Consider the following 15,125-nt stretch of genomic DNA (forward strand, 5'->3'; position numbering starts at 1 on the left):
GTGCACAGCACCACGACGGAGCGGTCGCCGGTGACCTGGGCGCGGGCCGGCTCCCACCAGGTCGCCGGGTCGCCGTGGTAGCGGTCGGGGCTGTCCAGGACGAGGACGGCGGCGTCCGGGCGGCCCGCGGCCAGCTCCAGCAGCAGGGCGCGCCGGGTGTGCGGGGGACGTTCTCGAAGCGGTGGTCGTGGTAGCGGTCGGCGTCCCGCTCGACCAGCCAGTCGGCCACGGCCTTGCGCCCGCTGGGCGCGCCGTTCACGGCCAGCTCCTCGCCCACGACGCCGGCCAGGGACAGCGAGCCCTCGGGTTCGCTCACGTCGGGGGAGTCCACCGGCACGACCCGCCTGCGCAGCTCGCGCTCGTCGGGGGCCACCTCGCCGGTGCTCGGCCGCATCCGGCCGGACAGGACGAGCGCCAGCGCCGTGCGCCCGGTGCCCGGCCGCAACTCGGAGCGGTGTGATCCGGGTGTCGCCGACGAAGTGCCACCCGGTTCAGCGCAGCGCGCCGGCCGGGCGGACCTCCCACATCGTCCACAGCGGGCGGTAGCCCTGCCGGGGCCAGAACACCGAGGACAGCGGGTTCGGCGGGTTGTAGTAGAGGTAGGTGCCGACCGTGCCCAGCCGGGCCAGCTCGCGGTGCGCGAACGCCATCAGCTGCCGACCCACGCCGCCGCCCCGCGCGCCGGGCAGCACGGACACGCAGTTCACGTACCCCCAGCGGCCCGTCGGCAGGCGGGTCGAGGTCAGGTTGCCCGGCTCGGACGTCACCACCGCGCACTCGGCCAGCGCCACCGCGATGCCGTCCCGCTCCGCCAGCCACGCCGGACCGCCCGCCGCCAGCCGCTCGGCCAGCGCCCGCCGCTTCAGCCCGACCGCGTCCGGCCGGTGCACCGTGGAGCCGACCATCGACGAGTAGCGCAGCTCGGCCAGCGCCAGCGCGACCACGGTGTCCAGGTCCGCGGGCGTGGCCCGGCGGATCGTCGCGCCACCCGTCACCGGGGGCGGCGGGGCCTGCCGGACCGCGATCACGGTCAGCGGCACCAGGCCGTGGTCCAGCAGCGCCCGCGTCGACTCGGCGTCCCGGCTCGGCCAGGTCAGCACGCACGCCGAGTCCCGCTCCGCCGGGTGCAGCAGGTCCAGCCGCTGCCGCCACGCCCGCAGCAGCGCGTCCATGCCCGCCGCGCCCGTGCCGCCCAGCAGCGGCGTCAGCTCCCACACCTCGCTGGCCGACCACAGGCGGGCGGGGGAGCGGTGCTCGTGCACCCGGCGGGTGAGCACGCCCGCGACGCGCGTGCCGTCCGGCAGCGCCGCGGTCAGCACGTCCCCGTCCGCGGGCGCCACCGCGGGCGGCAGCAGCGGGTCGATGCTCGCGAAGCGCACGCCCTGCGCCTCCACCAGCCCCCGCCCGACGGTCATGCCCGGCAGATTACGACTTCCGCGTCCGGAAGATCGCGGTGCCCGGGAACAGCCGGCCGCGCAGCGGGCTCCACTGGCCCCAGGTGCGGGTGTGCCCGGCGGGCCACTCCGGCTCCACCACGTCGAGCAGCTCCAGGCCCGCGCCGACGAGCGCCCGCACGTAGTCGCCCGTGGTCCGGTGGTGCTCCACGTACGTCGCCCGCCCGGTCCCGTCGACCTCCACGTACGGGGTGCGGTCGAAGTAGGACTGCGTCACGGTGAGGCCGTTCGGACCCGGGTCGTCCGGGAAGATCCACCGGATCGGGTGAGTCACGGAGAAGACCCACGGGGCGCCGGGGCGCAGCACCCGGGACACCTCCCGGAACACCTCGCCCACGTCCGCCACGAACGGCACCGCGCCGAACGCGGAGCACGCCGCGTCGAACGACGAGTCCGCGAACGGGAGCTGGTCGGCGCTCGCCTGCACCAGGGGCACGGTCGTGCCGGTCCGCCCCGCCGCCGCGACCGCGTGCCGCAGCATCCCCGCCGAGATGTCGAACGCCACCGCGTCCGCGCCCCGCCGCTTCAGCCAGCGCGCGCACGGCGCCGAGCCGCAGCCGACCTCCAGCACGCGGCGTCCGCGCACGTCGCCGAGGTAGCCGACCTCCTCCTCGCGGACCCCCTCGGGGCACCACACGAAGTCCGCCTCGCCCAGGAAGTCGCCGTGCTCGGCGTGGTAGTCGTCGGCGTCGGCGTCCCACCAGACCCGGTTCGCCGCCCGCGACTCCGCCGCGTCGACGCCCCGCTTGGCGATGCCGGTCGTGCCGAGCGCCAGTTCGGCGCTCGCGTGCTGGTCGGACACACTGCTCCATTCACGCGGACCGGTTTGCCCGGTGGTCGTCGAGCCGCGTACGATACCGCGTGCGTGGTGCGTTCGCGCTGCCCATGATCGGTGATCTCCTGGTGAGTCGGTCTTCGCGGTGGGGCGCGCCCTCCGCGAAGCGTCGAACCCGCAGGCCGAAACCCCAATCCGTACCGGAGCCACCTACCTAATGTCCACCGACACCACCACTGTCCCGGTTGCCGCTGCGCCGAAGCAGGTCGCCATCAACGATATCGGGACGGAGGAGGACTTCCTCGCCGCTATCGACAAGACGATCAAGTACTTCAACGATGGCGATATCGTCGAAGGCACGATCGTCAAGGTCGACCGGGACGAGGTCCTGCTCGACATCGGCTACAAGACCGAGGGCGTCATCCCCTCGCGCGAGTTGTCGATCAAGCACGACGTCGACCCCAACGAGGTCGTCAAGGTCGGTGACGAGGTCGAGGCCCTCGTCCTCCAGAAGGAGGACAAGGAAGGTCGGCTGATCCTCTCCAAGAAGCGCGCTCAGTACGAGCGCGCCTGGGGCACCATCGAGGCGCTCAAGGAGAAGGACGAGCCCGTCAAGGGCACCGTCATCGAGGTCGTCAAGGGCGGCCTGATCCTGGACATCGGTCTGCGCGGCTTCCTCCCCGCCTCGCTCGTCGAGATGCGTCGCGTCCGCGACCTCCAGCCCTACGTGGGCCGCGAGCTCGAGGCGAAGATCATCGAGCTGGACAAGAACCGCAACAACGTGGTCCTGTCCCGCCGCGCGTGGCTGGAGCAGACCCAGTCCGAGGTCCGCAGCGAGTTCCTCAACCAGCTGCAGAAGGGCCAGGTCCGCAAGGGCGTCGTGTCCTCCATCGTCAACTTCGGTGCCTTCGTGGACCTGGGTGGCGTGGACGGCCTCGTGCACGTCTCGGAGCTGTCCTGGAAGCACATCGACCACCCGTCCGAGGTCGTCGAGGTCGGCCAGGAGGTCACGGTCGAGGTCCTCGACGTCGACATGGAGCGCGAGCGCGTGTCGCTGTCGCTCAAGGCGACGCAGGAAGACCCGTGGCGCCAGTTCGCCCGGACCCACGCGATCGGCCAGATCGTGCCGGGCAAGGTCACCAAGCTCGTCCCGTTCGGTGCGTTCGTCCGCGTGGACGAGGGCATCGAGGGCCTGGTCCACATCTCCGAGCTGGCCGAGCGCCACGTGGAGATCCCGGAGCAGGTCGTCCAGGTCGGCGACGACGTCATGGTCAAGGTCATCGACATCGACCTCGACCGCCGGCGGATCTCGCTGTCGCTCAAGCAGGCCAACGAGGGCTTCACGGTCGACTCCGAGTTCGACCCGACCCAGTACGGCATGGCCGCCGAGTACGACGACCAGGGCAACTACATCTACCCCGAGGGCTTCGACCCGGAGACCCAGGAGTGGCAGGAAGGCTTCGACAAGCAGCGCGAGGAGTGGGAGCGGCAGTACGCCGAGGCCCACACGCGCTACGAGGCCCACATGAAGCAGGTCGCCAAGGCCGCTGCCGCCGAGGAAGAGGCCGCGGGCGAGACGAACTACTCGTCCGGTGGCGACGCCCCGGCCGCCGCGTCGTCCAGCACGGGCGCCCCGGCTCAGGCCGGCGGCACCCTGGCCAGCGACGAGCAGCTGGCCGCGCTCCGCGAGAAGCTGTCGGGCGGCGCCTGATCAGCACCCCGGTCACCGACCGGTAGGCACGACGGGATCGCCCCCCACCCTCACGGGTGGGGGGCGATCCCCTTTCCCGCGAGTCGTACGCCCAGCCCCCGCGAGTCGTACGTCCAGGACCCGCGAGTCCAACGTCCAGGAGCTCTGGGTTCGGCGTTCGGGACCCCGGGTCCCGCGTTCCCGAACGGGCTGCGAACGCGGTGTCGTGCGCTAGGTTGGGAACCCTATGAGCGCGCGGATGATGCTGCTGCCGGTGGTGCTGGCCGTCGTCTTCTCGGCCCTCGCGCAGGCGTGCTCGTCCGTGGCGCCGCCGCCCGCGCCGCCGCCGCGGATCCCGACGATCCTGCCCCCGACGACGATCAGCCGGACGCCGCAGATGGCCGACCGGCCGCTGCCGGAGGACTGCGAGTTCGTCCTGACCGTCGAGGTGCTCGACCAGAAGCTCGGCCGCGAGCTGGGCGGCGAGCTGAAGCAGATCATCGGCGTCCCCGAACCGTCGCTCGGCCGCACGGGCAAGATCGACTGCTACTACGGGCTGGGCCAGCGGCAGCCGATCGCCGCCGCACCCGTGATCGTCGGCCTCGCCACCTACGTGGACGAGCCCACCGCGGCCGGACGGGTCGCCGACAGCGTCACCGCCGAGCGCGAGGACGGCGCCACGATCACCCCCGTCGAGGTGACCAGGCACAAGGCCAGCCTGGTCGTCACCAGGACCGAGCGCCTGCTGGTCGGCTCGCTCGGCAAGACCACGTACGTGGTGCGCGCGAAGGCCGGGTTCCTGCCGGACGAGCAGGTCGGGCCCTTCCTTGTCGCGCTCGCCCAGCAGTCCATGACGCCCGTCGAGGAGGACTGAAGATCGCGGCCGTGGCAGGCTGACCCCCATGTTGCGCGTGGGCCTCTCCGGGGGAATCGGGTCGGGCAAGTCGACGGTGGCGGGCAGGCTCGCCGAGCACGGCGCGGTGGTGATCGACGCCGACCGGCTGGCCCGCGAGGTCGTCGAACCCGGCACGGAGGGCCTGCGCGAGATCGTCGAGGCGTTCGGCGAGGACGTCGTGCGGGACGGCGCGCTCGACCGGGCGGCGCTGGCGGCGCGGGTGTTCACCGACGACGCCGCGAGGGCCACCCTCAACGGCATCACGCACCCGAGGATCGCCGCCCGCACGGCCGAGCTGATCGCCGCCGCGCCCGAGGACGCGATCGTCGTGCACGACGTGCCGCTGCTCGTGGAGAACGGCATGGCCCCGCTCTACCACCTCGTGCTCATCGTGCACGCCGACGTCGAGGAGCGCGTGGTGCGCCTCCGGGGGCGCGGCATGCCCGAGGAGGATGCCCGGCGGCGCATCGCGGCCCAGGCCGACGACGAGCGGCGCCGCGCGGTGGCGGACGTGTGGCTGGACAACTCCGGCACGCCCGACCTGGTGCTCGCGCGCGTCGACGAGCTGTGGGCGGACCGGCTGGTGCGCTACGAGTCGAACGTGCGGCTGCGCCGGTACGCCCCCGGCCCGCCGGTCGTCGTGCCCTACGACGCCACGTGGCCCGAGCAGGCCCGACGGGTCGCGGCGCGGATCGCCCTGGCGGCGGACGGCAGGCGGGTCGAGCACATCGGGTCGACGGCCGTGCCGGGGCTGGCCGCGAAGGACGTGCTGGACTTCCAGCTGGGCGTGGCGTCGCTGGAGGAGGCCGCCGGGCTGGAGGACGCGCTGGCGCGCGCCGGGTTCCCGGGACTGGGCCTCCGCGAGGACGCGGTGAAGCGGGTGGGGGACGCGCCGGAGCTGTGGCACAAGCGGCTGCACGCGGGCGCGGACCCGGGCCGGCGGGTCAACCTGCACGTCCGCGTCGAGGGCGGCCCGGCGTGGGAGTGGGCGGTGCGGTTCCGCGACTGGCTGCGGGCCGACGCGGCGGCGCGGGACGAGTACGCGGCGGTGAAGCTGGAACTGGCGGAGCGGCACCGGGGCGACGCGGAGGGGTTCGCCTACGGCGAGTCGAAGGAGCCGTGGATGTCGGCCGCCACGGCCCGCGTCGACGCGTTCTTCGCGTCGCAGGAGGGCTAGGGCGACGGCCAGGTGTCGAAGATGCCCCGGTGGGTGAGCCACGCGCCGAGGTCGTGGCGGTGCAGGCTCACCTCTTCCAGGGTGCGGTGCACGATCCGCAGGGCCTGGTCGGCGTCGTCGGCGTTCAGCACGCGACCGGCGACGGCGGCGGCGAACTCCTCGGAGCGCACGATGCGGGCCGTCGTGCCGCCCGGCACGGCCAGGCCGAGCAGGAGGTCCGTGGTGCGCCAGTGGCGGCTGTCGCGCTGCACCCGCACGGCGGACAGCACGCTCGGCCCGCTGCGCGCGTGCCGGGACCGCGGCTTGTGGTGGGTCAACCGGAGCCCCAGTTCGGGCATCAACCAGGTGACCTCCGAATCGGAGAACGGGTCCTCCGGGGTCGGGCACTCCAGGCGCAGGCCCCAGTGCTCCACCCGGCAGGTGGACAAGCGCCGCGCGCCGCCGCTGGAGTAGCTCCGAACAGCGCTGACGGTGTCGACGACGTCGACCAGCTGAGGTGTGATGACCGCTCCCACGCGACCCGAGGGTAGCCGCAGATGTGCGCCGGGTAACTGTGCGGGTCGATTCGTTATATCACGGTCTGTGGTGAGGGGGGTCTCTATCCGGTGACGGACTCAGGGGATGGTTGACCTGCGAGTGTGACTGTCTGTATTACCCGCGACGCCACGTCGTGATCATCCCCAGCGAGGCCAGCCAGCGCACGGCGTCGTGCCCGTGCGCGGCGATCCCGGCCACCGCGCGGTAGGTGTTCTCCAGCGCCCACTGGGCCCGCTCCGGCCGGAGGAGGCCCTGGTCGAGGGCGCCGAGCAGCTCGTCCGTGTCCAGCACCGTCACGCCGCGCCCCGTGCGCACGAGGATGTCCAGGTACAGGTCGACGGTCTTCCACACCGAGCCGCTGGAGCTGATCTCCACGAGGTCGATGTACAGGTCGTAGTCGCGCTCGTGGCCGGGGTGCCACGACTGCCTGGTCACCCGCAGGCCCTGGGACGGCAGCAGCCACGACTCGAAGTGCGACAGGTGCGGGTGGCCCGGCACCGGCCGGAACATGTACAGGCCGTGCGGGGTCAGCCGGTACTCCTCGACGCCCCGGAGGTGGCCCTTGGGGTCCGTGTTGCTCTTGGCGTCCAGGTCGAAGTACTCGATCTTCGGCGGGTGGATGTGCATGCGCGTCCCGGCGGAGCTCGTCGTCACAGCGCGACCCTAAGCACCGGAACCCGCTGAACACTCACTTTTGTCACCCGAAAGTAGGATGATCGCTTACTCTTCCGCCATGTTCGGCATCATCCGCCCCTGCCGCAACCGCCTGGCACCCGACCTGCGCGAGTCGTGGTTGGCGCACCTGTGCGGCCTCTGCCTCGCGCTGCGCGACGACCACGGCCACCTCGCGCGCGTGGTGACCAACTACGACGGCCTCGTCATCTCCGCCCTCGTGGAGGCGCAGTCGGGGCGTTCGCGCAGGTCCGCGGGGCCGTGCGCGCTGCGCGGGATGCGGTCGGCGGACGTCGCGACGGGCACGGGCGCCCGGCTGGCCGCGTCGGTGTCCCTCGTGCTCGCCTCGGCCAAGGTCGGCGACCACGTCGCGGACGGCGACGGCGTCTTCGGGCGCCCCGGCGCGCGCGGCGTGGGCAGGCAGGTCGCCCGCCGGTGGGCCGCGCAGGCCGCCACCACCGGGCACGACCTGGGCTTCGACACCGCCGTGCTGGTGGACGCGGTCGCCCGGCAGTCGTCCGTCGAGGCCGCGGCGGCCGGCGGGACGTCCGTGCTCGCGGTGACCGAACCGACCGAGACCGCCGCGGGCGAGGCCGTCGCGCAGACCGCCGTGCTGACCGGCAGGCCCGGGAACGCGGCGCCGCTGCGCGAGGTCGGCCGCCTCTTCGGCCGGTTGGCGCACCTGCTCGACGCCGTCGAGGACCTGGCCGAGGACCGCGCGTCCGGCGCGTGGAACCCGCTGGTCGCGACCGGGACGTCCCTGGAGGAGGCGCGCCGGCTGTGCGAGGACGCGGCCCTGGGCATCCGGCTCGCCATGGCCGAGGTGGAGTTCGCCGACGACCGGCTCGTCCACGTGCTGCTGGTGCACGAGGTGCGCGAGTCGATCGGGCGCGCGTTCGGCGAACCCCACGTCCACACGCCCGGCCATACCCCGCCGCCCGGGTGGCAGCCCGGCCCCGGCATGTACGACCCCTACCACCAGGGCGGCGTGGCGCCCCCGCCCCCGGTGCCGCCCGCCTCGGCGCCCGGTCGCGGCGGTCCGCCGACCCCGCCGAAGGGCGGCCGGCGCAAGCGCGGCGACGACCCGGCCGGCTCGGGCAGCGGCCTGTGGGCCTGGCCGAAGCTGCGGCAACCACCCGTCTCCCGCGGCCTCCTCACCGGCTGCCTGGCCGTGCTCTACCAGTGCGGGACGTGCCAGTACTGCTGCCGCGACCCCTACCCGGGCGCGTGGAGCGGCAAGTGGCGCGAGGCGTGGTGCAACTGCGACTGCTCGGGCTGCGACGGCTGCTGCACCTGTTGCGACTGCAGCTGCTAGCCCGTCCACCAGGGACGACGCGAAACTGTCGTACCCGGGGCGTACCTTCGTCACCGTGGCATTCCCTACCGAGATCCCGGTCAAGGCGCACTCGGCGCACCGCCCCGTCGGCGACATCCCGCGCACCGACGGGAAGTTCCGCGTGGTCAGCGACTACCAGCCCGCCGGCGACCAGCCGGCGGCGATCGCGGAGTTGGAGCGGCGCATCCGGGGCGGGGAGAAGGACGTCGTGCTGCTCGGCGCGACGGGCACCGGCAAGTCCGCCACCACGGCGTGGCTCGTGGAGAAGGTGCAGCGACCCACGCTCGTCATGGCGCCGAACAAGACGCTGGCCGCGCAGCTGGCCAACGAGCTGAAGGAGTACTTCCCCGACAACGCGGTGGAGTACTTCGTCAGCTACTACGACTACTACCAGCCCGAGGCGTACATCCCGCAGACCGACACCTACATCGAGAAGGACTCGTCGGTCAACGAGGACGTGGAACGGCTGCGCCACTCGGCCACCATGAGCCTGCTGACCAGGCGCGACGTGATCGTGGTCGCCTCGGTGTCGTGCATCTACGGCCTCGGCACGCCCCAGTCCTACCTCGACCGGTCGATCCAGCTGGAGGTCGGCGGCGAGATCGAGCGCGACCTGCTGCTGCGCGCCCTGGTCGACATCCAGTACTCGCGCAACGACCTCGCGTTCAACCGCGGCACGTTCCGCGTGCGCGGCGACACGGTGGAGATCATCCCGGCGTACGAGGAGCTGGCGATCCGCGTCGAGTTCTTCGGCGACGAGATCGACAAGCTGTACTACCTGCACCCGCTGACCGGTGACGTGGTCAAGGAGGTCGACGAGCTGCGGATCTTCCCGGCGACCCACTACGTCGCCGGGCCGGAGCGCATGGAGAAGGCGATCCGGAACATCGAGCTGGAGCTGGCCGAGCGGCTCGCCGAGCTGGAGCGCCAGGGCAAGCTGCTGGAGGCGCAGCGGCTGCGCATGCGCACCGCCTACGACGTCGAGATGATGCGCCAGGTCGGCTTCTGCAACGGCATCGAGAACTACTCGCGCCACATCGACGACCGCGCGGCCGGCACCGCGCCCGCCACGCTGATCGACTACTTCCCGGACGACTTCCTGCTGGTCATCGACGAGTCGCACGTGACCGTGCCGCAGATCGGCGGCATGTACGAGGGCGACGCGTCCCGCAAGCGCAACCTCGTCGAGCACGGCTTCCGGCTGCCCAGCGCGCTCGACAACCGCCCGCTCACGTGGGAGGAGTTCGCCGACCGCATCGGCCAGACCGTCTACCTGTCGGCCACCCCCGGCCCGTACGAGATGGGCCAGGCCGGCGGCGAGTTCGTCGAGCAGGTCATCCGCCCCACCGGCCTCGTCGACCCGAAGATCGTGGTGAAGCCGACCGAGGGGCAGATCGACGACCTGGTCCACGAGATCCGCGCCCGCGCCGAGCGCGACGAGCGCGTCCTGGTCACCACCCTGACCAAGAAGATGGCCGAGGACCTCACGGACTACCTGCTGGAACTGGGCATCCGGGTCCGCTACCTGCACTCGGACATCGACACGCTCCGCCGCGTGGAGCTGCTCCGCCAGCTGCGCCTGGGCGAGTACGACGTCCTGATCGGCATCAACCTGCTCCGCGAGGGCCTGGACCTCCCCGAGGTCTCCCTGGTCGCGATCCTCGACGCGGACAAGGAGGGCTTCCTCCGCTCGGGCACCAGCCTGATCCAGACGATCGGCCGCGCCGCCCGCAACGTCTCCGGCGAGGTCCACATGTACGCCGACCGCGTCACCGACTCGATGCAGCACGCGATCGACGAGACCAACCGCAGGCGGGCCAAGCAGATCGCGTACAACGAGGAGCGGGGCCTCGACCCCCAGCCGCTGCGCAAGAAGATCACCGACATCCTCGAACAGGTCTACTCCGAGGCCGAGGACGCCATCGAGCCGGGCGGCTCCGGCCGCAACGCCTCGCGCGGCAAGAAGCCGACCGGCGACCCGGGCGCCTCGGGCCGCAGCTCCGGCCTCCTGGCCGACCGCGACCCGTCGACCATGGCGAGGTCCGAGCTGGCCGACCTGGTGCAGAGCCTGACGGACCAGATGATGGCGGCGGCGCGCGAGCTGAAGTTCGAGCTGGCGGGCCGGTTGCGCGACGAGATCCAGGACCTGAAGAAGGAGCTGCGCGGCATGGACGCGGCCGGCGTCAAGTAGCGCGGGACCGCTGCCGCGACCCGACGACCGCGGAGGAACCGCCGTGACGCTCGACGACGTCGTCGCCCACTGCCTCGCCAAGCCGGGCGCCGAGGAGACCTACCCGTGGGGCGAGTCGGAACTGGTGTGCAAGGTGGGTGGCAAGGCGTTCGCGTTCATCGGGCTGGTCGAGCACACGGTGGGCGTCAAGTGCGGCGCGGACGCCGAGGACGCGGCGGCGTGGCGGGAGCGGTACCCCGGTGACATCGCGGTGAGCGCCTACGTGGGCCGCTACGGCTGGAACCGCGTCGACCTCACCGGCGCGGTGCCGGACGACGACCTGCTGGAGCTGCTCGACGGGTCCTACGACGCCGTCGTCGCCACGCTGCCGAGGAGCAGGCGGCCGAAGAGCGAGCCGTGACGAGGGGGCGCCGGGGAGAACCCCCGACGCCCCTCCGCACGTGGCGGGACGTCAGCTGGTGATGTCCTTGGTGGCGAACTTGCGCGCCGCCAGCAGGGTGAAGAACGCCCCGAAGCCGAGCGCCGAGAACGTCCCCATCGCCATCTGCGACCAGTCGACGTCGGTGGACAGCAGGTCGACCCACGCCAGCGCGTAGTGCGTCGGCAGGTAGTTCCGCAGGTCCTCCAGGGCGGTGATCTGGTCGAGGATCTGCGACAGGATCGACGCCAGCACCGCGCCGCCGACCGCGCCCAGCGGCGCGTCGGTGGACACCGACAGGTACAGCGCCAGCCCGGCCACCCAGAACAGGTGGATCGCGATGTAGACGACCGCCAGCGCGAGGCCGAGGACGCCGTCCGCGAACGGCGCCGCCTCGCCCGTCGGCGAGACCAGCTCGCCCGCCCCGTACCAGACCACGCCGACGCCCAGCGCCACCAGCGGCAGCAGGACGAGCGCGAACAGGGACAGCAGGCCCGACGCGATCGCCTTCTGCCGCAGCAGCCGGTGCCGCGGGATGGGTGCCGCCAGCAGGTACTTCAGCGACGACCACGACGCCTCGGACGCGATCGTGTCGCCGAAGAACAGCGCCACGATCATCGGCAGCAGGAAGCTGCCGGACACGAACAGCGTCAGGATGACGAAGTTCACGCCGCTGGCCGTGGCCAGGTCGACGAACCCGCCGGAACGCCGGTTGGCCTGCGCCTCGCCGATCTCGAACGCCACCACCAGGATGACCGGCAGCAGGACGAGGAACCCCAGCACGAGCTGGGTCCGCCGCCTGCGCAGCTGCCGGGCCAGTTCGACCCGCAGCGGCAGGGTCCGGCTCGCCCGGTAGCCGACCTTCGAGCCGTCCGGGGCGACGGAGGAGTGCTCCGCCGCCGCCGCGTTCGTCAGGTCGGCGATCGCCGCCGGGTCGGTGTGCACGCCGTTGGTGCTCATTCGCCCACCAGTTCCAGGAACGCGTCTTCCAGTCGTCGCCGCGGACCGGCCTGGTCCACCGCGACGCCCGCCGCCACGAGCGCCTCCAGCGCGGACGCGCGGGGCGTGCCGTTGAGGCTGGCGTGGACCTGTTCGCCGTCCACGCTCACGTCGTGCACGCCGGACAGCCCGCGCAGCACGTCGGCCGCCTCGTCGGGTCGGTCGACCCGGAAGCTGGCCTCGCCGCCGCCCGTCGCGATCTCCTCGACCGGACCGGCCGCGACCAGCGACCCCTTGTGCATCACCACGACGTGGGAGCACGTCTGCTCGACCTCGGCGAGCAGGTGCGAGGACACCAGCACGGTGCGCCCCGCCGCCGCGTAGCGGCGCAGGACCTCGCGCATCTGGTGGATCTGGGGCGGGTCGAGCCCGTTGGCCGGCTCGTCGAGCACCAGCAGGTCCGGCAGCCCGAGCATGGCCTGCGCGATGGCGAGGCGCTGCCGCATGCCCTGGCTGTAGGTCCGCACGCGCCGGTTCACGGCGCTGCCCAGGCCCGCGATCTCCAGGGCCTCCTCGACGTGCGCCTGCTCCGCCGGGCGGCCGGTGGCCGCCCAGTACAGCCGCAGGTTCTCCGCGCCGGACAGGTGCGGCAGGAAGCCGGAGCCCTCGACGAACGACCCGATGCGCGACAGCACCGGCGCGCCGGGGTGCACCTTGTGCCCGAACACCCGGATGCCGCCCTTGCTGGGCCGGATCAGGCCCATCAGCATCCGCAGCGTGGTGGTCTTGCCCGCGCCGTTGGGGCCGAGCAGGCCGAGCACCTGGCCGTGCTCCACCCGGAACGACAGGTCCTTCACCGCGGTCAGCCCGCCGGGGTAGGACTTGGTCAGGCCCTCGATGACGAGCGGCACCGATTCGAGCGACGGGTCGACGTCGGCCGACAGCCTGCGCCGGAACCAGGCGACCACGGCGGCGATCACGCACGCGATCAGCACGATCGCGATGCCCCACAGGGCGGTGGTCGGCACGTCGCTGGTCGCGTTCACGCCCGCCACCACCGGCACCGACAGCGCCGGGGACGCCAGCGACACGCGGTACGCGGCGGGCTCGCCGGCGTTGGCGTAGGCCTGGTCGGTGGTGGACACGACGACCTGGAAGCGGTGGTCGCTCTCGACCGGCCGCACCGCGCCGGGCAGGGTCACGGTCACGTCGACCGGTGTGCCGTCGGCGGGCAGGTTCGCGACCCGCACGGGCGCCACGGCCGAGCCGGGCAGCGTGCGCACGCCGTTGGCGTCCGCGTCGTAGAGCTTCACGAACAGCACGGCGCCGTCCGCGGGCACCGGCTGGCCGGGCACCGCGGCGACCCGCAGCCGCACGGTCGACGCGCCGGTCAGCAGGGTCTGCGAGGTCTGCGGCTCGCTCTGGAACACCGCGGACTGGCCGGGCAGGTCGAGCGCGAGCCGCGAGGACAGCGAGCTGGACCGCGACAGGATCGACCCGAGGCCGGGCAGGCTGGACACGGCGGCCGGGTTGCCGCCCGCCGGGTTGATCACGACCTGCTCGCGCCCGCTCAGCGCCACGTCGGTGCGCGACACCGGCGGGGAGCCCGCCAGGCCCGGGTAGGCCGGGGCGACGACGGTGCGCAGCGCGGGCGCGCCGCTGCTGCGGAACGCGCCCGCCACCGTGTACTCGAAGCCGGTGCCGGGGTCGGCGCCCTGGCCGCGCAGGTGGAAGTCGAGCCAGTCGGCGATCTGCCCGCGCAGCTCGGGGCCGGGGGAGCCGCCGTCGTGGCCGCCGGAGTACCAGACGACCTTCACCTTCGCGCCGTTGGCGGCGATCTGGCGGGCGTTGGCGTCGGCCTGGTCGAGGCCGAAGAGGGTGTCCTGCTCGCCCTGCACGATCAGCGTCGGCTGGGTGATCCTGCCGGTCACCGCCGCGGGGGACGCGCGGCGCAGCACCTCCAGCGTCTGCGGGCCGGCCTTGCCGGTGGTGGCGACCTCGGTGTACGCGGCGCAGACGTCGGCCTGGAACCGGCCGCACGCGCCGGCGACGGGACCGGCGGGCCGGTCGTCGCCCTGCTGGGGCGGCGCCGGCTGGGTGGCCGCCGCGGCGGCGCCCGCCACGTTCTGGTCGTCGTCCTCCTGGCCCGGCTCGACGGCTTCCTGACCGGGGTTGGCGGCGTCCGCGCCGGACAGGCCGGCGGAGAAGAAGATGCCCGCCCACGACCGCTTGAACACGCCGTTGTCGGCGAACGCGCCGGGCGAGGGCGTGGAGGCGTCGACCGCGTCCGGTCGCGCCGAGTTCGGCAGCAGCGCCTGGGCCAGGTCGTTGTAGGTGATGACCGGCGCGATGGTGTCCACGCGGGGGTCGACGCCGGCCAGCGACAGGGCCAGCGCGCCTCCGTAGGAGCCGCCGGTGACGCCGACGCGCGGGTCGCCGCCGCCGTCGCGCACGACCTCTTCGCGGGTGGCCAGCCAGTCGAGCAGCTTCTGCGCGTCGCGGACCTCGTGGTCCAGCGAGTTCAGCGCGATCTGCCCGGTGCTGCGGCCGAAGCCGCGGGCCGAGTAGGCCAGCACGACGAAGCCGCGCTGCGCCAGCTCGGTCGCCTGGGCGGCGACGCTCTGCTTGCTGCCGCCGAAGCCGTGCGGGAGCAGGACCGCGGGGGCGGGGGTGCGTTCGGGCAGGTACAGGGTGGTGTCGATCTGGACGGTGCCGTCGCTGTCCGGGCTTTCCGGCACGTCGATCACCGCATCGCGGGTGCTCACCGGGGCGGGTTCGTCGCCACCGCGCGTCCAGACCACGACAGCGCCCACCAGGGCTATGACGAGGACCAGCGCGGGGAGCGACCACCTGCCGCGGAGGCGGTTGAGGGAGGCCACGGCACGACCTTATGCGCGCACGGCTGAGAACGGCGTGTGAGCGGGGCGCGCCGCTCTCAGCGAATCACCCGAAAACGACGAAACGGCGTGCCCCTGATCACCTCGACTGGCGCGGACCGGCGGTCATGCGTGAGACTGTGCGCAGGTGGAGGGGAGTACTCC

12 protein-coding genes are annotated in these 15,125 nt (G+C 72.9%); 6 read left to right on the forward strand and 6 right to left on the reverse strand.

Translation table 11 applies throughout. The annotated features are described in order from the left end of the window. Positions 1-491: 491 nt before the first annotated feature. Both CKY47_RS32305 and CKY47_RS32310 read right to left on the reverse strand, forming a co-directional pair. On the reverse strand, positions 492-1,415 hold the full coding sequence (locus tag CKY47_RS32305; RefSeq protein ID WP_306750134.1) for a GNAT family N-acetyltransferase: 924 nt from the start codon (positions 1,413-1,415) through the stop codon (positions 492-494). Between the two features lie 10 nt (positions 1,416-1,425). Beyond that, positions 1,426-2,256 carry a class I SAM-dependent methyltransferase gene (locus CKY47_RS32310; protein ID WP_306750135.1) on the reverse strand — a complete coding sequence of 277 codons (831 nt, stop codon included), beginning with the start codon at positions 2,254-2,256 and terminating at the stop codon, positions 1,426-1,428. A gap of 190 nt (positions 2,257-2,446) precedes the next feature. Between CKY47_RS32310 and rpsA the strand changes: the two genes are divergently transcribed. From rpsA to coaE, 3 genes are all read left to right on the forward strand, one after another. After that, positions 2,447-3,940: a 30S ribosomal protein S1 gene (gene rpsA / locus CKY47_RS32315; RefSeq protein ID WP_306750136.1), complete on the forward strand. Its 1,494-nt coding sequence runs from the start codon at positions 2,447-2,449 to the stop codon at positions 3,938-3,940. Positions 3,941-4,166: 226 nt separating this feature from the next. Beyond that, positions 4,167-4,793: a hypothetical protein gene (locus CKY47_RS32320; protein WP_306750137.1), complete on the forward strand. Its 627-nt coding sequence runs from the start codon at positions 4,167-4,169 to the stop codon at positions 4,791-4,793. Between the two features lie 28 nt (positions 4,794-4,821). After that, positions 4,822-5,991 carry a dephospho-CoA kinase gene (coaE, locus tag CKY47_RS32325; RefSeq protein WP_306750138.1) on the forward strand — a complete coding sequence of 390 codons (1,170 nt, stop codon included), beginning with the start codon at positions 4,822-4,824 and terminating at the stop codon, positions 5,989-5,991. Here coaE and CKY47_RS32330 read toward each other — a convergent pair. Next, positions 5,988-6,506, reverse strand: coding sequence for a ribonuclease FAU-1 family protein (locus tag CKY47_RS32330; RefSeq protein WP_306750139.1), 519 nt, complete (start codon positions 6,504-6,506; stop codon positions 5,988-5,990). The two genes, coaE and CKY47_RS32330, sit on opposite strands and share 4 nt — an antisense overlap. A gap of 136 nt (positions 6,507-6,642) precedes the next feature. Next, positions 6,643-7,155 carry a ribonuclease FAU-1 family protein gene (locus CKY47_RS32335; protein WP_306750222.1) on the reverse strand — a complete coding sequence of 171 codons (513 nt, stop codon included), beginning with the start codon at positions 7,153-7,155 and terminating at the stop codon, positions 6,643-6,645. A gap of 106 nt (positions 7,156-7,261) precedes the next feature. Here CKY47_RS32335 and CKY47_RS32340 point away from each other — a divergent pair, with 106 nt between their 5' ends. From CKY47_RS32340 to CKY47_RS32350, 3 genes are read left to right on the forward strand one after another with little or no spacing between them, the layout of a single operon-like run. Further along, entirely contained in the window at positions 7,262-8,515 is a 1,254-nt protein-coding gene (locus CKY47_RS32340) for a DUF5685 family protein (protein WP_306750140.1), read from the forward strand. A 55-nt stretch (positions 8,516-8,570) separates the two neighbouring features. After that, positions 8,571-10,727, forward strand: coding sequence for an excinuclease ABC subunit UvrB (gene uvrB, locus CKY47_RS32345; RefSeq protein ID WP_306750141.1), 2,157 nt, complete (start codon positions 8,571-8,573; stop codon positions 10,725-10,727). A gap of 43 nt (positions 10,728-10,770) precedes the next feature. Further along, on the forward strand, positions 10,771-11,127 hold the full coding sequence (locus CKY47_RS32350) for an MmcQ/YjbR family DNA-binding protein (protein WP_306750142.1): 357 nt from the start codon (positions 10,771-10,773) through the stop codon (positions 11,125-11,127). A gap of 51 nt (positions 11,128-11,178) precedes the next feature. On the opposite strand, the gene CKY47_RS32355 is transcribed toward CKY47_RS32350, so the two are convergent. Both CKY47_RS32355 and CKY47_RS32360 read right to left on the reverse strand, forming a co-directional pair. Then, positions 11,179-12,105 (reverse strand): ABC transporter permease, encoded by a 927-nt coding sequence (locus tag CKY47_RS32355; protein WP_306750143.1) that lies wholly within the window; start codon positions 12,103-12,105, stop codon positions 11,179-11,181. Beyond that, entirely contained in the window at positions 12,102-14,963 is a 2,862-nt protein-coding gene (locus CKY47_RS32360; protein WP_306750144.1) for an alpha/beta fold hydrolase, read from the reverse strand. The genes CKY47_RS32355 and CKY47_RS32360 overlap by 4 nt, the downstream gene beginning before the upstream one ends. Positions 14,964-15,125 lie beyond the last annotated feature (162 nt).

The sequence above is a fragment of the Saccharothrix longispora genome (assembly GCF_030852425.1).
GTDB classification, from domain to species: Bacteria; Actinomycetota; Actinomycetes; order Mycobacteriales; family Pseudonocardiaceae; genus Actinosynnema; species Actinosynnema longispora.